General features: G+C 66.0%; 22 protein-coding genes. 9 read left to right on the forward strand and 13 right to left on the reverse strand.

Annotated features, from left to right (window positions below):
* Window positions 1-961: NAD-dependent epimerase/dehydratase family protein (locus QOH60_RS23385; protein ID WP_526424262.1), on the reverse strand; the 961-nt coding region annotated here is incomplete at its 3' end.
* A gap of 81 nt (window positions 962-1,042) precedes the next feature.
* Here QOH60_RS23385 and QOH60_RS23390 point away from each other — a divergent pair.
* Complete coding sequence (locus tag QOH60_RS23390) at window positions 1,043-1,855, forward strand: SDR family NAD(P)-dependent oxidoreductase (protein WP_526424263.1); 813 nt, start codon at window positions 1,043-1,045, stop codon at window positions 1,853-1,855.
* An 11-nt stretch (window positions 1,856-1,866) separates the two neighbouring features.
* Here QOH60_RS23390 and QOH60_RS23395 read toward each other — a convergent pair whose 3' ends face one another.
* The 4 genes from QOH60_RS23395 to QOH60_RS23410 form a co-directional block, all read right to left on the reverse strand.
* Complete coding sequence (locus tag QOH60_RS23395) at window positions 1,867-2,670, reverse strand: SDR family NAD(P)-dependent oxidoreductase (protein ID WP_526424264.1); 804 nt, start codon at window positions 2,668-2,670, stop codon at window positions 1,867-1,869.
* Window positions 2,671-2,692: 22 nt separating this feature from the next.
* Window positions 2,693-3,274 (reverse strand): TetR/AcrR family transcriptional regulator, encoded by a 582-nt coding sequence (locus tag QOH60_RS23400; protein ID WP_526424265.1) that lies wholly within the window; start codon window positions 3,272-3,274, stop codon window positions 2,693-2,695.
* A gap of 70 nt (window positions 3,275-3,344) precedes the next feature.
* The gene (locus QOH60_RS23405; RefSeq protein ID WP_526424266.1) at window positions 3,345-4,490 is read right to left on the reverse strand and encodes a sulfotransferase; all 1,146 of its coding nucleotides are present in this window, start codon (window positions 4,488-4,490) and stop codon (window positions 3,345-3,347) included.
* A complete protein-coding gene (locus tag QOH60_RS23410; RefSeq protein WP_526424267.1) occupies window positions 4,487-5,719 on the reverse strand; it encodes a DUF1214 domain-containing protein in 1,233 nt (410 codons plus the stop codon). Before QOH60_RS23410 ends, QOH60_RS23405 begins: the two co-directional genes overlap by 4 nt.
* Before the next feature lie 92 nt (window positions 5,720-5,811).
* On the opposite strand from QOH60_RS23410, the gene QOH60_RS23415 reads away from it, so the two are divergent.
* The 7 genes from QOH60_RS23415 to QOH60_RS23445 all read left to right on the forward strand — a co-directional run bounded on the left by QOH60_RS23415 (window position 5,812) and on the right by QOH60_RS23445 (window position 11,165).
* Window positions 5,812-6,456 carry a carboxymuconolactone decarboxylase family protein gene (locus QOH60_RS23415; protein WP_526424268.1) on the forward strand — a complete coding sequence of 215 codons (645 nt, stop codon included), beginning with the start codon at window positions 5,812-5,814 and terminating at the stop codon, window positions 6,454-6,456.
* 115 nt (window positions 6,457-6,571) lie between these two features.
* Window positions 6,572-7,540, forward strand: a complete 969-nt coding sequence (locus QOH60_RS23420) for an aldo/keto reductase (protein ID WP_526424269.1) — start codon at window positions 6,572-6,574, stop codon at window positions 7,538-7,540.
* A 35-nt stretch (window positions 7,541-7,575) separates the two neighbouring features.
* Window positions 7,576-8,100, forward strand: a complete 525-nt coding sequence (locus QOH60_RS23425; RefSeq protein WP_526424270.1) for a restriction endonuclease — start codon at window positions 7,576-7,578, stop codon at window positions 8,098-8,100.
* Between the two features lie 68 nt (window positions 8,101-8,168).
* Window positions 8,169-8,810: a maleylpyruvate isomerase family mycothiol-dependent enzyme gene (locus tag QOH60_RS23430; protein ID WP_526424271.1), complete on the forward strand. Its 642-nt coding sequence runs from the start codon at window positions 8,169-8,171 to the stop codon at window positions 8,808-8,810.
* 311 nt (window positions 8,811-9,121) lie between these two features.
* Complete coding sequence (locus QOH60_RS23435) at window positions 9,122-9,487, forward strand: hypothetical protein (protein ID WP_526424272.1); 366 nt, start codon at window positions 9,122-9,124, stop codon at window positions 9,485-9,487.
* 173 nt (window positions 9,488-9,660) lie between these two features.
* On the forward strand, window positions 9,661-10,356 hold the full coding sequence (locus tag QOH60_RS23440; protein ID WP_526424273.1) for a CDP-alcohol phosphatidyltransferase family protein: 696 nt from the start codon (window positions 9,661-9,663) through the stop codon (window positions 10,354-10,356).
* A gap of 191 nt (window positions 10,357-10,547) precedes the next feature.
* Complete coding sequence (locus QOH60_RS23445; RefSeq protein ID WP_526424274.1) at window positions 10,548-11,165, forward strand: lysophospholipid acyltransferase family protein; 618 nt, start codon at window positions 10,548-10,550, stop codon at window positions 11,163-11,165.
* A gap of 1 nt (window position 11,166) precedes the next feature.
* Here the strand turns inward: QOH60_RS23445 and QOH60_RS23450 are convergent, their stop codons facing one another.
* Together QOH60_RS23450 and QOH60_RS23455 are read right to left on the reverse strand one after the other, a co-directional pair.
* Window positions 11,167-13,518: an FHA domain-containing protein gene (locus QOH60_RS23450; RefSeq protein ID WP_526424275.1), complete on the reverse strand. Its 2,352-nt coding sequence runs from the start codon at window positions 13,516-13,518 to the stop codon at window positions 11,167-11,169.
* Complete coding sequence (locus QOH60_RS23455) at window positions 13,515-14,417, reverse strand: phosphatidate cytidylyltransferase (protein WP_526424276.1); 903 nt, start codon at window positions 14,415-14,417, stop codon at window positions 13,515-13,517. Before QOH60_RS23455 ends, QOH60_RS23450 begins: the two co-directional genes overlap by 4 nt.
* 135 nt (window positions 14,418-14,552) lie before the next feature.
* Between QOH60_RS23455 and QOH60_RS23460 the strand changes: the two genes are divergently transcribed.
* Window positions 14,553-15,029, forward strand: a complete 477-nt coding sequence (locus QOH60_RS23460) for a VOC family protein (RefSeq protein ID WP_526424277.1) — start codon at window positions 14,553-14,555, stop codon at window positions 15,027-15,029.
* Window positions 15,030-15,033: 4 nt separating this feature from the next.
* Here QOH60_RS23460 and QOH60_RS23465 read toward each other — a convergent pair whose 3' ends face one another.
* The 6 genes from QOH60_RS23465 to QOH60_RS23490 all read right to left on the reverse strand — a co-directional run bounded on the left by QOH60_RS23465 (window position 15,034) and on the right by QOH60_RS23490 (window position 22,733).
* A complete protein-coding gene (locus QOH60_RS23465; RefSeq protein WP_526424323.1) occupies window positions 15,034-16,002 on the reverse strand; it encodes a DNA polymerase domain-containing protein in 969 nt (322 codons plus the stop codon).
* Window positions 15,999-16,232, reverse strand: coding sequence for a hypothetical protein (locus QOH60_RS23470; protein WP_526424278.1), 234 nt, complete (start codon window positions 16,230-16,232; stop codon window positions 15,999-16,001). The genes QOH60_RS23465 and QOH60_RS23470 overlap by 4 nt, the downstream gene beginning before the upstream one ends.
* A gap of 119 nt (window positions 16,233-16,351) precedes the next feature.
* A complete protein-coding gene (locus QOH60_RS23475) occupies window positions 16,352-16,666 on the reverse strand; it encodes an STAS domain-containing protein (RefSeq protein WP_526424279.1) in 315 nt (104 codons plus the stop codon).
* A complete protein-coding gene (locus QOH60_RS23480; RefSeq protein WP_526424280.1) occupies window positions 16,666-20,793 on the reverse strand; it encodes a SpoIIE family protein phosphatase in 4,128 nt (1,375 codons plus the stop codon). Before QOH60_RS23480 ends, QOH60_RS23475 begins: the two co-directional genes overlap by 1 nt.
* Entirely contained in the window at window positions 20,790-21,188 is a 399-nt protein-coding gene (locus QOH60_RS23485) for an STAS domain-containing protein (RefSeq protein ID WP_526424281.1), read from the reverse strand. The genes QOH60_RS23480 and QOH60_RS23485 overlap by 4 nt, the downstream gene beginning before the upstream one ends.
* Window positions 21,189-21,251: 63 nt before the next feature.
* Window positions 21,252-22,733: an FAD-binding oxidoreductase gene (locus QOH60_RS23490; protein ID WP_526424282.1), complete on the reverse strand. Its 1,482-nt coding sequence runs from the start codon at window positions 22,731-22,733 to the stop codon at window positions 21,252-21,254.
* Between the last annotated feature and the right edge of the window lie 24 nt (window positions 22,734-22,757).

Genomic DNA, 22,757 nt, shown 5'->3' on the forward strand with positions numbered 1-22,757 from the left:
GGATGAGCAGGCGCAGTCCGTCGTCAAAGGACATCGGGTCGTACCCCAGGCGCGTGCTGGTCAGATTGTCCTTCGGCCTTGGCGGCCGCACATCGCGAGCCGCGGCGGCGGCGATCGCCATCAGCGTCGGGCCGAACTCGGAGGTGAGTGCCTCCGGGTCGAAGCGGTAGTCGACGTCCTCCACGCGGTGGTCGATTCCGGCGATCTCGCACGCACGGTTGATCCCGGCTGCGGTGCTGATGTTGGCATCCGGCTGCCCCGTCAACAGGTACCGCTCGCCCGCGACGCCGTGGTCCAGGGCGGCAATCGCTCCCGCGGCGACGTCGGCACCCGCCACCCACGTCACTGGAAACGCGAGATACCGCTTGATCCGTCCGCGCATGCCCGCCAACAACACCCGGTTGAAGCTGGTGCGGTGCAACGCACGTTCGACCACCAGAGCCGGCCCGAATATCGCGCCCGGGTGGCAGGTGAGCACGTCCTCGCCGGCGGCGGCGCGCTCATGCGCCTCGAGGAATGCGGCCAGCTTCGTGACGGTGTAGGGATCGTCGGGCGGATTCTTCAGGACAGGCGCCTCCTCGAACGGCAGCGAGGTGGTCAGATCGATGAACGTGGCGGTACTCAGCGCGACGACCCGGCGCATGCCGCAAGCTTTTCCGGCGTCGAGCACATTGGATGTCCCGACCTGGTTGACCGCTCTGAAATCGTCGATGTGCTGGCTGGCACCGCCCAGCAGCGCCGCGCAGTGAATCGCGGCATCGGAGCCCGTGGCGGCGTGGCCGACGTCGTCGCGATCGCTGATGTCCCCCTTGATGAGTTCGACACCGATCTCCGACAGCGCCGTCGCCTCATCGGGATTGCGCACGAGCGCGCGGACATTGTCGCCGCGCTGTATCAACTGCTCGCAGACGTTGGCCCCGGTCTGTCCCGTACCGCCGGTGACAAAAATCGTGCTGGCCATGAGCGCCCTCTCCCTGACAAATATTACGAGGAATGTAACAACTGTAATACATCAACTGCAGTTATCGTCTACAGTCGCGGTATGGCTATCGACCCATCGCAGATTCTGCTCAGCGACAGGGTGGCCGTGGTCACGGGCGGCGGCGCCGGGATCGGCCGGGGCATCGCCGCAGGGTTGCGGGCATTCGGCGCGTCGGTGGCGATCTGGGAACGCGACCCGGTGTCGTGCGCGGCGGCCGCCGACGACATCGGCGCGCTGGGCATCACGACGGACGTCCGCGACAGCGGCCAGGTGGATGCCGCGCTGGCGCAGACCACCGCCGAACTGGGTGCGGTGACGATCCTGGTGAACAATGCCGGCGGAGTGTTCCACTCCGGAATCCTGGAGACCACCGAGAACGGCTGGGATGCGCTGTACAAGTCGAATCTGCGTCATGTCTACCTGTGCACCCAGCGGGTCGCCCGTCAGATGGTCGAGCACAAGCTGCCGGGCAGCATCATCAGCGTGACGTCCATCGAAGGAGTAAGGGCGGCACCCGGATACGCGACGTACGCCGCCGCGAAGGCCGGCGTGATCAACTACACAAAGACCGCGGCGCTCGAGCTTGCCCCGCATGGCATCCGAGTCAACGCGCTGGCGCCGGACATCACGCTGACGGAGGGAATCATGCAGATCGCGCCGCCGGGATCAGCGGAGCGATTCGGCCTGACGGTACCCATGGGCCGTGCTGGCCACACTGACGAAATGGCCGGTGCTGCAGTATTTCTCGCCTCAGACCTGGCGAGCTATATCACCGGGCAGACGATTCACGTTGACGGTGGCACTCAGGCGGCTTCCGGTTGGTACCACCATCCCGATACCGGAGAGTATGCGCTGGGCCCGACGACGAGCTGAGCCCTCGCCACTCAGACGAAATCGCTGCCGCCGTCGACGTTGACCGTGGCCCCGGTGACATATCCGTTGCGCCGCGACGCCAGATACGTCGTGATCGAGGCGATCTCCTCCGGCAGTCCGGCCCGGCCGAGATCGCACGGTTGGTGGAAGTTGTTGTCGATCCAGGTCATCACGTCGACGGGATCGGTGGCATCCAGACCGTCGGCGGCAAGAATGTCGCGGAGCTGCTCGGTGAAACTCGCCGTCACGATGGTTCCGGGGCATACGCAATTGACCAGGATGCCGTCCTTGGCAAGGCTTTTCGACAGATTCTTGGTCACGCTCGTCAACGCGGCCTTCGACGCGGTGTAGGCGACGATGCGGGGGTTCTGACGCTGGATGGAATGCGCAGAGAGGGTGACGATGCGCGCCCACTCGGCGGATCGCAGCATCGGGAGGGCGGCGCGGATCGACCGCACACCCGACATCGTGCCCAGCGCGAAGGCGGCGTCCCACGCCGCGTCGGTCATCTCCTCGAAATAGCCGTCTCCCGGGCCGATCGTGTGCACCAGACTGTTCAGCTCGCCCCACTGGTCACCGACCATCTCGAAGCCGGCGGCAATCGAGTTCGCGTCGGCCATGTCGACGCTGATGCCAAGCGCCTCAAGCGCTCCCGCCGCCTTCAACGACGCGACCGCGTCTTCGAGAGATGCGCGGCCGCGGGCCATCACCGCGACACGGGCACCTTCGGCGGCAAACGTCTGCGCGATCGCCAGACCCATTCCCTTGCTGCCACCGGTAACCACGGCAGCCGATCCGGCCAAACCCAGGTCCACAACGTTCCTTTCCTAGTTTCGCTCAGCTCCGGGACACGACCTCGGCGATCACGGCTGTGGTGACACCAAGACCGCGCAGGCAGAACCGAAGTACCCGCTGTCGAATATCGGCCAGATCATCGGCCCCGCTTGTCCATTGGCCCTCCACGCTCGCCCACACGGTGCCGTGAATGGACAGCGCGTCCGCCTCGGGATCCACGCCGGCGAACAGGCCCGAGCGCGCTCCGCGCTCGACCTCGTCCATCAGCGGCTGAAGGATTTCGGCATAGGCGGGTGCGATCAGTGACGGCGCGGCGAATATCTGCGACTGTGCCTCGAGCGATATCTGACGCAAGTCAGACTGGATTCGCGGATCGAACGCCAAATCCAGACGACCGTCCACCCATGCCGCGACGGCGCGCACGGGATCGAGTCCGGCCATCTTCTCCTCGAGTCGCTGCCTCTCGGCTCTGGCCATGTCCAGGAACATCGCGGCAACCAATTCGTCTTTGGAGTCGAAGTGGCGATAGAAGGCCCGCGTGCTCAGTTCGGCCCTGGCAAGCACCTGCGCGATCCCCAACGCGCGAATACCATCCTCGCGCGTGATCGCGACCGCGGCGGACAAGATCGCCGAGCGTACCCGCGGATCCGGCTCCGCTCGTGGACGACCACTTCCGTTGACTGCCATCGTCTGTTCAGGCCGACGCGTCGTAAGTACTCAGGTAGTCGCCGAACGCTTCGCGAACCTGCTCAGGTGTCAAACCGTAGTCGGCGAGGTCGTAGGAGTGGGTGCCGCGGTGGCCGGGTTTATGATCCTCGGCCCACAGGCGAACGTGTGCGCGCGCATCATCGGTGAACGAGAGCCCAAGTTGCTCATAGCTTCTCGCGACGGCGTTCACCGGGTCAGTCTGCAGATCGGCGAATGAGACGTCGACGAAGCGGTCGTCGCCGAACTTCCTGCGGAAGTCCATCGCACGTCCGATGCCCTCGACCCACCAGGCCAGTTGTTCGGCTCCCAGTTCTTCGGGATCTTTGCGATCACTGCTCCAGCTGCGGATGTAGGCGATGAGGCTGCACACCGAGCCCAGGACCTTTGCCGGATCACGGTGGCTCCACAGGAATTTGGCATTCGGGTACACCTCCACGAATGCGTCGAGCGCGAACATGTGAACCGGTGTGCGCAGAAGCCACAGGCTGGGCTTGCAATGCCACTGCAGTAACTTGAGCACGTCCCGGTGGAATTCGTACGTTTCGCGCATGTCGGTGTCCATCAGCCACTCCACGTAGCCGGGGACACGCACGACACCGTCGAAGTGGAAGGTGCGAAAGCTCATGCCCATCAGGTCCTGGCATTCGGTCGCTGCTTCTGCTTCCGAGCTCACCGTTGCGCGGAAGTGTGGAAACATCTGCTCGACCATCGCGATGCCCTCGGCCGCCTGGGCGATTCGCGGATCCGTGTGCTGGGTCGCGGACTCGGGAGGCGGGGTGGGCGCCTGGGACTCCCACGTCCTCAGAAACCTGAATTGCGAGTCTGCAGACATCAATTGGCCCAAAGCGGTGGTCCCTGTCCGCGGCAGTCCGAGTACGACGACGGGCCCGTCGACGACCTCGTCGGCCATCTCGGGGCGTGCCTTGTAGGCGTCGATGATCTTCAGCCGCTGGATCAGGGCATTGCTGATGGTGGCGTGCTGCATGACCCGGCCGAGGTCGTTGAGGTCGGCCTCGGTGTTGAGGGCGTGGACGGTGGCCTCCAGGCCGTCCCGGTAGTACGAAGAGCCGAAATCACTGAGACCTGTTGCGGCGCACGCGCCGTCTTGGAGTTCGTCTGCTGAGAACGTCATCGGCGGAATCTTTCGTGGACGGCGCGGCGGCGCTGGGCGATGGTCTCGGCGCGCGCCTCGGCGGTGGCGAGCACCGTGTCGGCGGGCAGTACCGAGCTGACGTCGTCGAACTTCACGACGCGTGAGGACGGCACAGGAGCGGTGTCCGTGCGAACACAACGCAAAAGCATGGCGCCGTTGCTGTGGCCCGCGGTGTCAAGCCAATTCGCGATCCCCGGATCGCGGGCGGCGATGACGAACCGCGCGCTGCCGTCCGAATCGATCACCGCCTGGTGGCCGTTCAGGCTGGACTGATGGCGTGCATAGTCAATGGTCTCCAGCCACGGATTGCCCAGTGAGAGGCTCCAATAGACCCCCTCGGGAGGCTGGAACTCCAGTATCAGCGCCTCGTCAGGTTCGAGCTCGAATCGCCCTATCACTGGCCGATTTTCGGCTGCCGCACCCATTTCGGTCATATCCATCGGCGGCACGAAGCCGTTTGCCTGTGGCATCGCACCGAAATCGAGGAAGAACTTGAGGTTGTCGTAGACGAACTCACCGAGCGCGTGCAGCTGGCGCGACACGGAAACCCCGGTTCCGCAGGTCTGTTCGACCGCTGGGCCGACGCGTTCGATCTCCAGCGTGGCAGGCGATTCAGTGTCCCAGTCGTAGAAGAAGTTTCGGACGGTCAAGGTGGGATGGTCGCCCGCGAGTCGCAGCCAGTTGCCGTCGTGCTCGTCAGCGGAAAGAATCACGTCGAACCGCCCGTCCGCGCCCACCGCGAGATCCTCGACCAGGCAGTTGGCCGTCGCCGCGATCCCGTCCATGGTCTGCAGCCCGACGTAGCGGGCACTGCCCCGATTGCCGAACAGCCGATACGACTCGCCGCCGCGCAGCGTGGCGTTCATGTACAGACAGTCCGGGCATTCCAGGCCCCAGGTGACGACGTTGTCCATGCTGGCGCGGTTCACCGCGAGGACGGGATCCGGGTCGGTCCGCAACGCGACGTCGATTCCGACTGCCAGCAACACCATCAGGTGGCGTATACCCGCCGCGTAGTCGACGCTGTTGCGGTTCACCGGCGTCGTCGCCACGAGTTGCTGCGCCGCCGTCAAGCGTTCCTGAAAATGCGCCCAGGCGTCAGTTGAATCCACGTCAAAGCCATTTTCTGACAGCGCTGCCTCTGCGATCGAGTGCGGCAGCCACGCTAGCGGATTCTTCCACGCCGCTGGTGCCGGATCGTCTGCCACCACTACTCCAGCCTTGAGACAACATTCGGTCAGCAAATTTCGAAAGCAGTGTTTTCGAAACCTTGTCATGAGCATTACACTCAGAAGCGTTGATGTCAACGAGCGCCGATGACGCTGTCGATCGCTCGATCGCCATCGGAAAGGGCCTACAGATGCCACGGATCGCGCCGATCCCGCTGGAGGAATTGAGCTCTCAGTCGCGAGAGATCATCGAGGCGGGGGTGGCTGCGGGCCTGTACGCCACACCGGTGCCGCTGCAGATCTTCGCGTACCGCAGTGCCCAACTGGCGCAAGTGGACATGGCCCGTACGCACATGGGCGTCGGCACGCTCCTGGGGGGCCGGATACTCGAGCTGATCCGCATCCGCAGCGCGCAACTCGGGGAGTGCCAGCCGTGTTCGCAATCACGAAAGCATGACTCGATCACCGACGAGGACGTGGCGTGTCTGCTCGATCCGGGATACGGCACCCTGTCACCGCAGGAGGCGATGGCGGTCGAGTTCATCGACCTTCTCTCCTCGGACCACCACGCGATGGATGACGAGTTCTACAGCCGCCTGTCCCAACATTTCACCGCAGCGCAGATCGTCGAACTCGGGTTCATGAGCGCGTCCGCGATGGGTCTGCACCGCTTCATCCACACCCTCGATGTCTACGGTGACGCAGCGCCCGTCATCGGCTACTCCCCCGACCAGATCGACGCGGCGAAGGCGGTCAGCGTCGACGGGTCCGCCTAGTCTCCTCCGCCCTTCGCATCGAGATTCACGCTATGCAGAAGAAGTGCGAGTAACGGTCTGCACAACGTGAATCTCGCGATTCTGTACCCGGGCCACTCGCGGTAGCGTGGCGGACATGAAGTATCTCGAGGTTGACGGAGTCGGAAAGGTCAGCCGAATTGGCCTGGGCACATGGCAGTTCGGTTCGCGCGAATGGGGTTACGGGGACAGCTACGCATCGGGTGCGGCCCGCGACATCGTCGCGCGCTCTCTTGCCCTGGGCGTCACGCTGTTCGACACCGCGGAGGTCTATGGATTAGGCAAGAGCGAGCGGATCCTTGGCGAGGCCCTCGGCGATCAGCGCGCCGAGGTCGCGGTGGCCAGCAAGATCATGCCGATCGCCCCATTCCCCCCGGTGGTGAAGCAGCGCGCGCATGCCAGCGCGCGACGGCTGCAGCTCGATCGCATTCCGCTGTACCAGATTCACCAACCGAATCCGGTGGTGCCGGATTCGGTGATCATGCCGGGCATGCGTGACCTGCTCGACAGCGGCGACATCGGCGCTGCCGGCGTGTCGAACTACTCGCTCGCGCGTTGGAAGAAGGCCGACGCGGCGCTGGGGCAGCCCGTCGTCAGCAATCAGGTGCAGTTCTCCCTCGCCCAGCCGCGGGCCCTTGACGACCTCGTGCCGTTCGCAGAGCGCGAGAACCGCATCGTGATCGCGTACAGCCCGCTGGCACAAGGACTTCTCGGCGGCAAATACGGGCTCGGCAACCGGCCGGGCGGGGTCCGCGCGCTGAACACATTGTTCGGCACTGAAAATCTGCGACGGATCGAGCCGCTGCTGCAGACACTGCGCGACGTCGCTAAGCAGGTGGACGCGAAGCCTGCGCAGGTGGCGCTCGCATGGCTGATCAGCCTGCCGGGAGTGGTCGCCATTCCAGGAGCGTCCAGCGTGGAGCAACTCGAGTTCAACGTGGCCGCCGCGGATATCGAGTTGAGCGCGGAATCCCGCGACGCCCTCACTGCGGCCGCCCGCGCGTTCCGGCCCGCGTCGACGGGGCAATTTCTGCTCGACACCGTAAAGGAGAAGCTCAGCAGGTAGCCGACCTTGTCGGTGGGTGCTGGTTAGCTGCGGGCGTGAGGTTCGCGGTGGTTCTGGCGGTGTTCGTCGGCGTCGCGGTAGGAATGCAGTCGCCCGGCCACCGGCTCGCCACCACCATCGGCGTGGCTGCGGCTGTCCTCGGCGCGTGCGCTGTACTCGCGGTGGCGCGCAAAGCCCGACCTGCCGTGGCCTATCTGACATCGGGTCTGCGCGAGGTCGACGCGATGACCGGTGCCGCCTTCGAAAGCTATGTCGCGGCAAGGCTTCGCGCCGCAGGGTACCGGGTATCGCTGACCAAGGTCACCGGCGATTTCGGAGTTGACCTCATCGCATCCAAGGGCGGGCAGCGCGTCGCCGTCCAGTGCAAGCGCCATGGCCAGCGCATCGGTCCGGCGGCCGTGCAGCAGGTCGTCGCGGGCGCCGCGATGCACCGGTGCTCGGCCACGATGGTGGTGTCCAATCAAGAGTTCACCGCGGCCGCCGTCGCGCTGGCCCGGGCGCACTCCTGCCAGCTTGTCGGGCGTTCGCGTCTGCCGCGGTGGTCGCGAAGTTTTCGCTGAGCCCATGGGCGCCCCGGCCACTACCGGTAACGTAGGCTCCGAACCAAATATATGGTCCGGAGGACGTGATGCCCGTCGATCGCGAAGGTGTGTTCGCCGCCGTCGCCGATGAACGGCGGCAGATCGCGGCGCTGCTGGACGACCTCGACGACGGGCAGTTGGCCACGCCGAGCCTGTGCGCGGGCTGGACCGTGAAAACCGTTGGTGCACATCTTGTTAGCGTCTTCATGGACAGCTTCTGGGTGTTCCAGGGGATGGCGCTACGTCATGGGGGCGTCGCACGTGCGATCGACCAGCTTGCACGGCGTCGCGCACAGTTGCCCGCCAGGGAGATCGCCCACACCCTGCGAGAGCATGCCGACCACCGGCTCAGTCCACCCGTGACGGGACCTCGGTCAGGGCTGGCCGACGTTCTGGCCCACGCCGGCGACATCAAGATCCCGCTCGGAATGCCGTATGAACCCGACCCGCAGCGGGTGGCGCTGGCACTTGACTTCCTGACCGGCCCCACGCCATTCGGCTTCGTGCCCCGGAGGCGCTTGCGAGGAATTCGCCTGCACGCCAACGATATTGATCGCGCGTGGGGTACCGGGGCCGAGATACGCGGCCCGGCAGCGGCATTGATGCTGGGCGCCTTGGGCCGCTCGGCCGTGTTGCCTGCCCTGGACGGGCCGGGATTGCCACTGCTTCGCGATCGGCTATCGGACTGATGGATTCATCCGTGGACGTCGACGGGCACCAGGTCGGTGTCTGGCGGTTTGGGTCACCCGGTGGGTGGCCCTTGGTGTGGAACCACGGCGGACTCAGTTGCGGTATGGATGCCACGGTGATGGACGAAGCGGGGCGTCATTGTGGCGCAGAGATTATCGCGATTGATCGGCCCGGGATCGGGCACAGCGACCTGTGGAATCTGGCCTCGGTCGCCAGTGGGGACACACCGGTCATCTGCTCCCCGTTGTCATGGCCGACGAGATACTCGACGATCTCGCGCCGTAACCGGCCCTCGGTAGACAATGGCCCTATGGCCAAGTACTCGCTCAACGAAGCCGCGGTGGCCAAGGCACGCGAACTGATCGACGCCCGGCAATACGTCCTCGACAGCGACTGGGGTGAGGTGCAGCCGCGCGCGGACGCCCAGAACGCTTACCTCGAATCCCACTCCTGGGACGAGTACGCCGCCTGGCATCTCGGGCTGACCGAGGGCGCCGCGGACGAGACGAAGGCGCGGTACGCGTTTGTGTACGGCGACCTTCGACGCCTTCACCGCAGCGGCCTGATCGCCTGCGTATACCGCGCTGCGGAATGGCGGCACAAGGACGTCGAGGTGGCCGCCCACGAACTACTCCAGCATCTGGACAAGAAGACGGGGCTCGAGCCGACCCGCTAGTCCGTACGCCGAGAACCCAGTTGTTGACGAAAATCGGCTGAAATCCGTCAACAACTGGGTTCTCGGCAGCAGCGAAACCCGCTACAAGAATCCACCAAGATTCCCCCAAGGCGATCGCCGCAATCTTTTCGTGACCGGCCACAGAGGCCGACAACACGAAAGGAACCAAGCAGATGAAGGGCCTGTACGCGCTGAAGCCGTGGTACACCCGGCGGTTGACGCCGATCGTCAACGCCGCCGTGGCCCGTGAGGTGTCGCCGGATGCCTTCACCGCGGCCGGAGTGGTCGCGGCGGGCGCTGCCGGTGTGGCGATCGCCTTCGGATGGTGGCCGCTGGCCGCCCTGTTTCTTGCGCTGCGCCTCGCCGGCGCCAACCTCGACGGCGCCGTTGCCCGCGCCCGCGGCGTGAGCCGCCCCTGGGGCTTCGTCGTCAACGAGATCGGCGACCGCACCTCGGATCTGCTGACCTTCGCCGGCCTCGCGGTGTGGGCCGCGCGCCAGCATGGCCCAGGCTTGCACTGGCTGTCGTGGTCCGTGCTCCAGGTGCTGCTGGCCGCGCTGGCCGCGACGTTGCCGACGTTCGCCTCCCTGGCGGCCGCGGCCGCCGGCGCGACGCGACGCAACGGAGGCCCGCTGGGCAAGACCGAACGCTGCCTGTTCGTCTTGCTGATGACCATCTTCCCCATCCTGATGCCGATTCTGCTGACGCAGATTGTCAACGGATCCATCCTCACCGCCTTCCTGCGGCTGCGCGCCGCACGCCGCGAGCTGGCCGCGAAGCGCCAGGCCGAGCAGGAGCAGCAGGCACTTTCGGAAGCAGTCACGCAGCCCTTCAGCCGTCGCCCGGTGCTGACCGCGGTGGCCGCCTGACCACGGCGCGATAACGAGCGCGGCACCCTGTAATCGGGTGCCGCGCCGCGCGTCGTACACCGCTCCGATCTCAGCAGCACGAAGGTCGCACTTCTATGCCGCAAGAATCCACCAAGATTCCCCCAAGGCGATCGCCGCAATCTATTCGTGACCGGCCACAGAGGCCGGCTACACGAAAGGACTGCACCCGAATGAAGGTCATCTCGAGCATGCTGCGCCACTGGCTGTGGCGGATCGTGTGCGCCGTCTCCGGCGGCCTGACCGTCAAGGGCAAGATGCCCGTGAAGGGTGGCTGCATCGTCGTGGCCAATCACTCCTCGCACGCCGACACCGCGGTTCTGCTGGCCGCACTCCCGTCGAAGGCCATGCCTGTCTTCGGAGCGGCGGCGGACTACTGGTTCGCCGTCGCGGCCCGGCGCATCGTTGCGACATCGCTGATCGGCGTGCTGCCGGTGCGGCGGTCCGGCGACGGCGGCTACGCCGCGCTGCTGGCCGCCGTCCGTCCCGCGCTCGAGGCCGGGCGCACCGTCGTCATCTATCCCGAGGGCACCCGTTCCACCGACGGCACGATCGGCGAATTCCGCTCCGGTGCACTGCGACTGGCACGCGAATGCGGTGTGCCGGTGGTTCCGGTCGCGCTGACGGGCACCGCCGACGTGCTGCCCAAGGGCGGAAAGTTCTCCCGCGCCCCGATGCAGGTCCGCATCGGAGAAGCGATCGACCCGAACACCACGTCGCCCGAGGAGCTGCGTGAGCACGTCGTCGCGCTGAGGGCAGGCGTTCGTCGCAGCTACGCACTGGCAGCCTGAGTCACCTGCGCCGAGACTTGAGCCGGATCCTCCACCGCGTGATCGCGGCGTAGCACACCGCGAGAACGGCAAGCATGAGCAAGTCGAAGTACCACGCGGACGCCGTGTGCTTCCAATGCGAGTCTTGAGCGATCCCCATCACGAGATGGCTCAAATCAGCGGTCGACGCCGTCGCCGCAAAACCCCACCGCGCGGGGGTGATCCAGGAGATCGTGTCGAGCAGCGGCCGGCCCGTCACCGGGATGAAGCCACCCGCCAGGACCAGCTGCGCGGTGAGAGCGACCGCAAGCAGAACGATCATCTGGTCGTTGGTTTGCGCATACGCCGACAGCAGCAGCCCGAGGACTGCCGCCACCACACAGGTCGCGGCGACTCCGACGAACAGCTCCAGCATCGGGCTGCCGAGTGCCGCGGCGCCCGCAGGCGCCGGCTTGCCGATCTTCGGTGCAGTGACGACCAGGACGAGCACAGCCGATTGAAGCACCGCCACCACGGAGTACACCGCGATCTTCGCCAACAGGTACGCCGAGGTCGACAGTCCAACGGCCTGTTCGCGGCGGAACACGAGGCGTTCGCCGATAAGGTCACGCACCGTGAGCGTGGTGCCCATGAGGATCGTGCCGAAGTTCAGCAACGCCACGATGTGCTTGGGTTCCAGAGGTGCAGTGCTGTCCAGCGGAGGCATGTTGAAGCCGGCGTGACCGGCCACAGTCAGCGGTAGCAGGCCGACGAGGAACGGCAACAGCACCAGAAGCACCACGTAGCCGCGATCGGCGACGAGAAGCCGCATCTGACGGCGCGCGACCGTCGAGAACTGCCGCCACACGCTGGTGTGCACGGGTTTTCCTGTCGGCGCGGGCTTTTCGGCCTCGGCCGCGGCTGGAGGCGACACCGGAAGCTCGCTGCGCTCGAGGTATCGCCGCCGGGCTGCGTCTGGATCAGCACTGACCGCGGTGAAGATGTCGGCCCAGTCGGTGGTGCCCATCGCGGGTCCGATGTCGTCGGGCGGCCCGCAGAACGCGGTTTTTCCGCCCGGCGCCAGCAGGACCACCTGGTCGCAGACCTCCAGGTAGGCCAACGAGTGCGTGACGACGACGACGACGCGGCCCGCGTCGGCGAGGTGTCGAAGCATCTTCATCACCTGCTGGTCCAACGCGGGGTCCAGCCCGGTTGTGGGTTCGTCGAGGACGAGCAGCGACGGTCCAGTCAACAGTTCCAGCGCGACCGACACGCGCTTGCGCTGCCCACCGGACAGTTTGTCCACGCGCTTGTCGGCATGCGGCGTCAGCTCGAGCTCGGCGAGCACTTGCGTGACCACGCGCTGCCGGTCCTGCTCGCTGGTGTCGGGGGGCATTCTGAGCTCCGCGGCGTATCCCAGCACCTGATTCACGGTGAGCTGGCGGTGCACGACGTCCTCTTGTGGCACCAGCCCGATCCGGCTGCGCAACGAGGCGAACTCGGCATGAAGATCGCGCCCTTCGAACAACACCGTGCCCCGCTCCGGCCACGTTCCACCCGTGATCGCCTTCGACAGTGTGGACTTGCCCGAGCCCGACGGGCCGATCACCGCCGTCAGGGTGCCCGGCGCGGCGGAGAACGAAATGTCGTCCAGCAGCGTGCGATTGCCCTCGACGGTCACGCTGACGCGGCACACCTCGAGGCCGCCGGTCTTCGACGGGGGCTCGGCACGAGGGACCAGTGCGCCGCTGCTGAAAACCAAGTCGGCGTTGCCGATCGTCACGACGTCGCCGTCATGAAGGACAGCAGCGTCGACACGCCCGCCGTTGACGAACGTGCCGTTCATGCTGCCGGCGTCCCTGATCTCGACTCCCTGTTCTGTCGGTACCAGGACCGCGTGGTAATGCGACGCGAGCACGTCGGGGATGACGATGGTGTTATCCGGAGCCCGCCCGAGGGTCGTCGCGCCGGGGGGCGGTGTCGAGCGGGTGCCCAGCCGCCGGGGGCGCACCACCTTCGTCGGCATGTTCGACACGTCGGGCTCGAAGTCCATTGGCGTCGTTGGTCGCTCGTCAGCTTGCGGCACGAGTTCGAACGCCAGCGACGGGCCGTCCTTGTGGCCGACGTGAATGGTCTGCCCATTGCGGACATCGATCGAACGCACTTGCTGCCCGTCGACGAACAACCCGTTCATGCTGTCGTTGTCGACCACGACCCAGCGATCGTTGGCATACCGCAGCAGCGCGTGGACCCGCGACACCACCGGCTCCGGGAGACGGATGCCGGCACGGATGTCCCGGCCGATCCTTACCTCATCGCCCGGCGCGAATGTCCGCTCGCCGCCACCGAATCGCGCGGTGATCGACGGTGGCGGCGGCTCGCTTGGGTGGGTCATCCGAGCGCCAAGGCCAGCGGCAGAACGAGCAGTAGCGAGTCGATCCGGTCGAGCAGGCCACCGAAACCGGGCAGCCAGTCGCCGGCATCTTTGACCTTGGCCTGTCGCTTCACCAGCGACTCGAGAAGGTCGCCGAACAAACCGCCGAACGCGACCGCGATCACAAGACCGACCGAGATCGTGCCGAGCAAGGTGAGCACGATGACCGCGCCAATACACGCGCCGACGATGCCGCCGATCGTCTTATTGGGGCTCACCGGGGTGAATGTCCGGCGCGCCCAGCCGAACCGTCGCAAACCCTTGCCACCGCACCAGGCCGCGACGTCGGTGGCCGCCACGGCGAAGAACAACACGAACGCTTCGGACTGCAACACCACGAGCAGTGAGAGTGACCAGCAGATCCAGACGGAGCCGAACGCGGTGAAAGCCGCACGCGTAGCCCCGTTTTCGACGTCGCCGGACAGCACCGACGGCAAGGCACAGAGCAGCGCGGCGACCGGCACATATGCCAGAAGCGATGGGCGCAACCATGCCGCCAGCGGATACAGCACAGCGAGCACCAGCAGCACGGCGGTGTCGCACCTGCGCAATTTGACCAGGCGCGAGAACTCGATGACGGCGACGACGGCCAACGCAACGGCGAGTATCGCGGTGGCGCTCTTGCCGATCCAGAACGGGATGCCGACGAGCATTGCGATCAGCACCCAGGTGATCCATTTCAGGATCAATTCACGCTTACGCGATGCGAGTACCGCAATTCCAGCGAGCGCGAGGATCGAGACCGTGACCCACATGTAGAAGACGGACCGGCCGTAGAAGTGGGCGTGCAGCGGACCGAGATCGACGTCGAGCGCCATCCGGCGATCGAGACGAAGGATCCAGAGATACCAGTCGAACATCAGCGGTCACGATATGCGGTGGCGGAAGTTACCGGAACCGAATCTGGCGCGCTGAGCGTGAAGCGAGGGCGGGATTTCCGGTGAATCATCGCCATGGCTTCACGTTCGGCGTCGCAGGTGGCAGATTCGAGCCTCATGACCCAGCCGCATCCGATCTCGGTGGAGAACTTCTCCCACGTGTGTATCGGGGTGTCCGACATGGACGCATCCGTTGCCTTCTACACCGATGTGCTCGGGATGGACGTTGTGTTCGACGTCAGCTTCGACGGCGACGGCCTCGGCGAGGTGACCGGCGGCGCCGCCCAAACCGGCCGCATGGTCGGCGGCCTCGTTGGCGCCGTCATGGTCGAGCTGATGGACCTCGGCACGGTGCCGGCCAGTCCCGAGGGACCGCATCTCGGCTACACCAACGTCTCGTTCCGCGTCGCCGATCTGGACATCGCCTCTGAGCAGCTTCAGCAGCATCATCCTGAGGTGCGCGCCACCCGCACGGTCGAAATCGCCGGCCTGCGGATGTTGTTCGTCTACGACCCCGACGGCACGCCCATCGAATTGATCGAACTACCCGCTGGAGCTCAGTCCACGCTGCAGATGTGGCGACCGACCGCATAGCGCATCATGACGATCCCCCAGCCTCCTTGGCACGGCGCGCTCGAGCACGTCGTTTCCCTTCGTGCATCGCGGCCACACGAGCGACCGGGATCGTGCGTCCGTGCGCGATGAGATCGTCCGGCAGGCGCTGTGGACCGGGCATCGATTCCGCCCACGGATCGCGTCCGGATAAGGCGTCCAGCGCTGTGTGCACCGTGAAGTCGGCGGGGTTGACTCCCTGCAGTACCGACCAGTCCAACGGGAACGACACGGGCGTGCCCGGCCGCAGGCGGGGGCTGTAAGCGGCCGCAACGGTCGCACCCCCGGCGCGGGTGGAGTCGACGAACACCTTGCCTTCGCGGTCCCCGACGATGAAAGCCGTTGTCGCCAAAGCGGGATCGAGTGCTTCAGCCCGCGCGGCGAGCGCGCGGGTAGCAGCCGCCACGTCGTCGACCTCAGCGTGGTCGTCAATAGGCACAAATACGTGAATTCCCTTAGCGCCACTGGTTTTTACCGCACCGGCCAGACCGCTATCATCGAGCGCCTGACGCACGAGGTGGGCGACGGCGATCACCGCAGCGAAGTCGCCGTCCGTGGGCGGGTCCAGATCGAGCACGAGATGCGTTGGCCGGTAGATGTTGTCGGCCAATCCCAAGGTCGGGTGGTATTCGACTGCGCGCTGATTGGCGAGCCACAGCAGAGTGCGTGTGTCGTCGCAGATCGGGTAGTGCACTTCCCTTTTGGAGGCCTCGGCCCAGATCGGCACCCTGCGTACCCAATCCGGTGTGTACTTCGGCACGTTCTTCTGCATGAACGGGGCACGACCGCGCAACACCCTCAGCACGGTGAGGGGCCGGCCGGCAAGTCCGGGCACCATCCTGTCGGCCACCGCGTCGAGGTAGTCGACCAGGTCGCGCTTCGTGGCGCCGGCATCAGGACTCAGCGGTTGGTCGAGGTTGGTCAGCTCGACCCCGGCGCGCTGCTCGGAGCTCAGAGCGACTCGATGGTCCGAATCGCGGTGGGCAGATCGACGTTGGCCTCTTCCCGGTAGGCCTTGATCGCGCCGTTGCGGTCGCCCGCGGCGAGCAGCTGCCGCACGCGGTCAGACACCTGCGATTGAGCGAGCGTCTGCAGATCGGGCATCGGTATCCCTGTCCTCTCGTACAGATGCCGGACAAGCTGCTCGAGCACACCCAGTCGTTCGTATACGTCATTCGATGTCATCGCGTCAGTCTGTCACCCTGTGTGCCAAGAAATCCGACTCGAGCACGCTGCACTCCTTCCGCCTAGCGCGCGAGTCATACGAGATCGGGTGACGGTCGAACGAGCATCACGAGCTCCGGCTACACGGGTCCCGGCAGCTCGACGTCGAGCACGTCGGTGAGGCCGCTGACCTTCAGCACAGGCATCAGGATGGGATTGGCGATGAGCGAAATCCCCTCGACGTGGTCGTACAACACGTTGATGGCCCCGCTGTCGAGATATTCGACCTTGCTCAAATCGACGACGACATAGTGACCGGGAGTCAGCTCGGCCAGCGCGGCCGCGAGTGCCTGGGTGAACGCTTCGATATTGCTCAAGTCGAGTTCACCCACGGCGGTCAGCACCAGCGCGCCGTCGTCGCGTCGGTGCGTGTCGAGCCGCAGGGGTGTGGCCATCAGGCGATCCTCGCGTGCAAATGGACAGTGGTACCGGTAGCCCGCGATTGGATCGTGACCTCGTGGATCAACGCCCGCATGAGCGCGATTCCCCGCCCGCGGTGTGAGTTTAGGGCCGGCTCTGGAGGCTTCCACGAGCCGGTGTCGGTGATGGTGAGGTGCAACCGGTCAGCGAACACGATCGCGCGCAGGCGTACCGAACCGTCCGGCTGACCGCGATGACCATGCTCGATGGCGTTCGACAGCGCCTCGCCCGTCGCGATCAGCACATTCAGGCTCTGTTCGGAGTCGACCCCGGCCCGTCCCAGCCACCCGCGCAGCGACGTCCGGATGGACGCGAGCTCATCCGGGTTGGCCGCCACCTCGATTTCCAGAGGCGCGGGCTGACGGTACAACAACAGGGCCACATCGTCTTGATACCCATCTCTGGGCGCGAGACCCGACATGATTTGGTTGGCGAGGTCGTCGAGAGGCGTGGCGCGGTTGATCTCGACGAGGTCGGCGGCGCGAGCGATGCCGCGATCGAGTGGTTCGCGACGACGCTCCACCAGACCGTCGGTGTACATCAGCAGCGTCGCCCGCGGCGGCATGATGATGCGGGTTTCCGAGCGGGATCGGTCGAACGGCAAACCCAGCGGCATGCCGGAGGCGTCGTCGAGCAGCTTCATCGTGCGGTCGGCCTCCACCAGGATGGGCGGCGGGTGACCCGCGCTCGAATACACCAGCTCACCGCTCTCGGGGTTGAGCACCGCGCAGAACGCGGTGGTGCATGGCGCCCCGCTCAGCCGTGCGGCGAACCGGTCAAGGGCAGTGAGCGCCGACGCCGGCGCGGGGTGTTCCAGCAGCAGAGCGCGGCACGCGCTCCTCAGTTGTCCCATGACCGTCGCGGCGGCAAGGCCGTGGCCGACACAGTCACCGACGATCAACGCGATACGGCCGTCATCCAGGTCGACGATGTCGTACCAGTCGCCCCCGACCTGCAGCGGCCGCGTGGCCGGCTGGTAGCGGACGGCGAAGCCGCTCGACACCGCGGGCCCGAGGATCGCGTTCTGTAACGCCAGCGCTGTTTCACGTTGCTGGTCAAGCTGATACACGCGCTGCAGGCCTTGGCCGAGGCGCCCGGCAAGCACGGTGAGGAGCATGTTGTCCTCGGCGGTGAACAGCCTGCGCTCGGCCAACTCGACGACCATCACGAGGACGCCCTGCGGGTGCTGCAGTGCGATGCCGGCCGTCCCGGGTTGACTGGTCCCGGTGGTGAGAAGGTCGCCCGCCCGCAATGAACGAATCACCTGTTGGGTCGATGACGGCAGTTCTGCCCACCGCGCGTGCTCACCGACGCACACGACGTCGGGTGCCGAGGTCACGTCATCAGCGTCAGCAGAAAAGGTGAGTGCCAATACGCGGCGGGCACCCCACACTCGGCGCAGCTCGTCTGCGGCGGCGCGAACGGCGTCGTCCAACGTGTCGGCCTGCGCGAGCTGCTGATTCAGCGACGCCAGCGCCGTCTCGCGTTGCACCGTGTAGTGCTCGGCGGTGACGTCGCGGAAGGTGCCGACCATGCCGCGGCGCCCGGTCTCGGGATCGTCGACATGGTTGACGGCGGCGGAGATCCACAGCCGGTGTCCGTCGCGGTGGCTGACCGGAACTGTGAACGTGCTGTGCGGTTGGATCAGCAGCTGGTCGAAAACCTCGCTGACCTGTCGGTGGGCGTCGGGATCAGTCTCGGCGGATGGCCACCAGGGATGAATCGGTTCGTACGGAAGGCCTTCTGGCCCGAAGCCGAGGATGTGTGCGAAGGCGGCATTGATCTCGATGACCGCGCCGCGTTCGTCGAGGACGAAGAACGCCTCCTGAAGCGAGTCGACCAGGGCGGTGCGCCAGCGCGCATGGTGACTGCGCAGCCGCGCGAGTTCGATGTTGGCGCGCACCCGCGCAAGCAACTCGGGCGCGGCGAACGGCTTGACGAGATAGTCGTCGGCGCCGGCTTGCAGGCCTTCGATGGATGCCTCCTGCCCGGCGCGTGCCGACAGCAGCAGCACGGGGACCGCGGCAGTTCGGGAATCGCCCCGCAGTGCCGCCACCAAGGCCAGTCCGTCCAGCCGGGGCATCATCCCATCGCTGATCACGAGGTCGGGCACGTCGGCGCGAACGGCTTCCAACGCCTGCTGACCGTCGGTGACGGCGTCGACGCGATAGCCCGCTCCACTAAGCAGGCGGGCCAGATACTCGCGCATGTCGGTGTTGTCGTCGGCGATCAGTACGCGCGCGGCCGTCTCATCGCCAGTTGCCGGGAGGTCGTCGTGTTCGGGGCCGGCGTCGTCGGGCATCCAGCGCAACGCTTCCTGGACGTAGGGCTCGGCGACCCCCGAGGCGGCGCGCGTCCCACCCGCCGACGAGACCAACCCGGCCGGCAGATGTGCCGAGCCGAACGGCAGGCGAATCGTGAACGTGGTGCCCGAGCCTTCGGTGCTGTCCGCAGTGATGCTGCCACCGTGCAGCCCGACCAGCTCCTTCACCAACGCAAGCCCGATGCCGCTGCCCTCGTTGGACCGCGCACGTGCGGACTCGATGCGGTGAAACCGTTCGAACAGCCGCGGCATTTCAGCCGCGGGAACGCCGATCCCAGTGTCGGCCACGGTGACCAGAGCCGCGGCCTGATCTCGTTGCACCGTGACCGAAATGGAGCCGTCGAACGTGAACTTCAGCGCATTGGACAGCAGGTTGAGGATGACCTTTTCCCACATGTCGCGATCGACGTAGACCGGTTCATCCAACGGATCGCTGGCCACCGTGAACACGAGGCCGGCCCGTTCAATGGCCGACCGGAAGATGCTGGCCAACTCGGCCGTGACGGCCGCGAGATCCACTGCCTCGTAATGAGCTTGCGTCCGGCCAGCCTCGATGCGGGAGAAGTCCAGCAGTGTGTTGACCAGTTTGGTCAGGCGTAACCCGTTGCGCCACACCACATCCAGCTCACGCCGGGCTTCATCGTCCACTCCGCTTGTCCGGCCGCGCAACTCGGCCACCGGATCGAGGATCAGCGTCAGCGGCGTGCGAAACTCATGACTGATGTTGGAGAAGAACGTCGTCTTGTCACGGTCAAGCTCCGCGAGCTCTTCCGCGCGCCGCTGTTGGTTCTGATAGCTTCGGGCGCTGCCGATTCCCGCCGCGATGTGGCCTGCAACAAGTGTCACGAAGCCGCGATAGACGTCGTCCAACGGCCGGAAGCGGTTGAGAGCGGCAACCAGGAACCCGCTAGGCGAATCCCCTTGCTGCAGTAACGGAACCACGAGCGCTCGGGTGGGCGGATCTTGCCAGTCTCCGCTTGGTAGCTCCGGGTATCGGTCAGGGTCAAGGTCGACCAGCACCATTTCACCGTGCGCCGGCTCGGCCAACGGCCACACCGAACCGCTGCCAGCAGCCAGCCGCGCGGGCGCGGCTGGGTGCCCTGACGCGATGCCACTCTGCCCGGCCAGCCGCGCGTCACCGCTGTCGTCGAACAGGTATGTCAACGTGAACGGCAGGTCGCGCAGGTTGTGGCCGAGCTGACGATCCGCGAACGACAACGTCTCTTGCTCGGTGCGGATCACGCTCGGGTCAGAACCGAGATCCCGCAGCGTCGCCATCCGGCGCTCGCTGATCACCCGGTCGGTGTCCTCGCTGACCACGCAGAGCATGCCGACAGTGTGACCGTCGTCGTCGCGCAGCGGACTGTACGAGAACGTGTGGTAGGACTCCTCGGGGTAGCCGGAGCGCTCCAGGAACAACAGCAGCGCGACATCCCAGGTGGCCGCTTCCGTCGACAGCACCTGGTCGATGCGCGGGCCGATGTCATGCCAGATCTCGGCCCACACCTGGCTGGCCGGCCGGCCCAGCGCCCAGGGGTATTTGCGGCCCAGAGTGTCCCGGCGGTAGGCGGCGTTGCAAAAGAACGTCAGCTCCGGGCCCCACGCCATCCACATCGGGAAGCGCGACGACAGCAGAATGCTGACCGCCGTCTGCAAACTCTGCGGCCAGCCCGACGGCGGGCCCAGCGGAGTGGCTTCCCAGTTCACCTGCGCCAGATCGCGGCCCACCTCGCCGCCCATCTCGAAAATCGCTGCAGGAGAGTCTTGTTCGCCTCTCATTGTTCGCGGCCGACTCCCTCGATGGCGTTCGCCACCGTCTCGAACATCGGGAGGACAGTGTCGAGATTGGTCACCTGGATCGGGCGCAGCACTTCAGCGTTGTCGACCACCACACGAACCGCCACGTTCTCCGCAAGGCCCTGCTCGTAACACGCGAGGATGGAATTCAACCCTGCGCTACCGAAGTACGTCACTTCGGCCAGCTCGATAACGAGAACCCGGGACGGGTGCTCACCGGCTGCCTTGAGGGCGACGTCGAGGCGTGAAACGAAGTTGTCGACGTTGCTGGTATCGATTTCGCCCTGCGCGGCCACCACGACGGCGCCGTCGCGGACCTCCTCGCTGAGTTCCAATAACGCCACGCCCATGCACTCCTGCTGATCGACTTCTAGCATTTGTACAACCATTGCGCCCTGCGCGGAAAGATCGGATACCTGGCACACGAATCTGACGCGACGTCAATAGGACACGCTCGAGTACATCGACGAGTGGGGGTCGTACTTCCGGCGGATCGACGCCAGTCGCGGCAGATTGTCGCCGAAGTACCGCGCGGGAGGTTCATCCGCCTCGACGTAGTTGACGTAGCCCCCGACCGAGTGGGCCCGCACCGCGGTGTGGGCACTTGTCAGCCAGGCGGTGGCCGCGTCCACGCTCGGCGGAGACCCTGCCGGAGAGGGGGGCTCGGTGTACCACTGGATGCACGCCGCCTGGCGCCGCCACGGGAATGCCGACCCGCCCGGATCGATATCGTTGACCGCGCCGCTGAGTGACTCGACCACTGCGGTAACGGAACCCATGGCTTGTGGCCGCGCCGACGCCGCGGCGACAATCGCCTCAGCGGCGGCGGGTGTCATCTCTGCGATCACGTCCGAGCCGGCGACCACCGCCCGCGGCCGGGTGGCGTCGGGCCCGCCGGCGAAGTAGTCGACGAACGCCATGTGATCCAGCGTTCGAATGCCCTTGCTGACGGGGCCGACGCCGACAGCGGTGCTGATTTCGTCCGCGGCGGCGGGACCCTTGCCGGCTGGAGTGGCCAGCACGATGCTGCACTGCAGTCCCGAACCCGACACGGTGACGTTGACCATGCCCCAGTTCGCCCGGTCTGACGGACCGAGCCAGGCATGCCATCCCGAAATAGCTTGCGCTGCATTGGCTTCGGGGAAGACAAGATTGACGACGTCGCGGTCAGAAACCGGGAAGGTGCGGAAGGTGAACGACGTCGCGACGCCGAAGTGCCCGCCGCCGCCACCGCGAAGCGCCCAGTAGAGATCGTCGTGGTCGTTCGGGGCGGCGGTCACCACTTCCCCACTGGGCAGCACGACGGTTGCCGACGCGAGCGCGTCGCACGTCAACCCGCAGCGCCGAGTGTCGGCACCGAGCCCGCCGCCCATCGTCAACCCGGCGACGCCGACGGTCGGGCAGCTGCCGGTGGGGATCGATCGCTCATGCGCCGCCAGCGATGCCTGGACCGAATTCAACTCGGCCCCAGCAGAAATGGTTGCCAGCCCGGAGTGCTCATCGTACGTGATTGGACCCGCAAGAGGGCGCACGTCGATCACCATGGTGGCGTTACCCGCTGAATCTCCGATGTAGGAATGGCCGCCGCTGCGGGCGGCGATCCTGATGTCGCCGTCGACGGCGAAAGCGACAGCCTTGACCACGTCGCCAACGGCCATCGCGGTAACGACGGCCGTGGGTGCCGAATTGTCGAAGCGAGTGTTGAAAAGACCTTTTGCCGCGGGGTAGTCGGCATTGGAGGGCAGAACGACGCGACCATCGATGGAGTCGTCAAGAGCGGCCCAGTCTCTCGCGGGCACCGCCGACGTGGACTGCTGCGGTCCCTGTTCGGGGGCGGGCCGGCACGCTCCCAACAAGGGTCCGGCGGCCAGCGTGCCCAGCGCGCCGCGGATGAAGGCCTGGCGTGAAATCTCCTGGCTCACCACGCCGCTGCCGTCGACGTCGGT

Origin of the sequence: Mycobacterium sp. (assembly GCF_032159765.1) — a bacterium.
Classification (GTDB): Bacteria; Actinomycetota; Actinomycetes; order Mycobacteriales; family Mycobacteriaceae; genus Mycobacterium.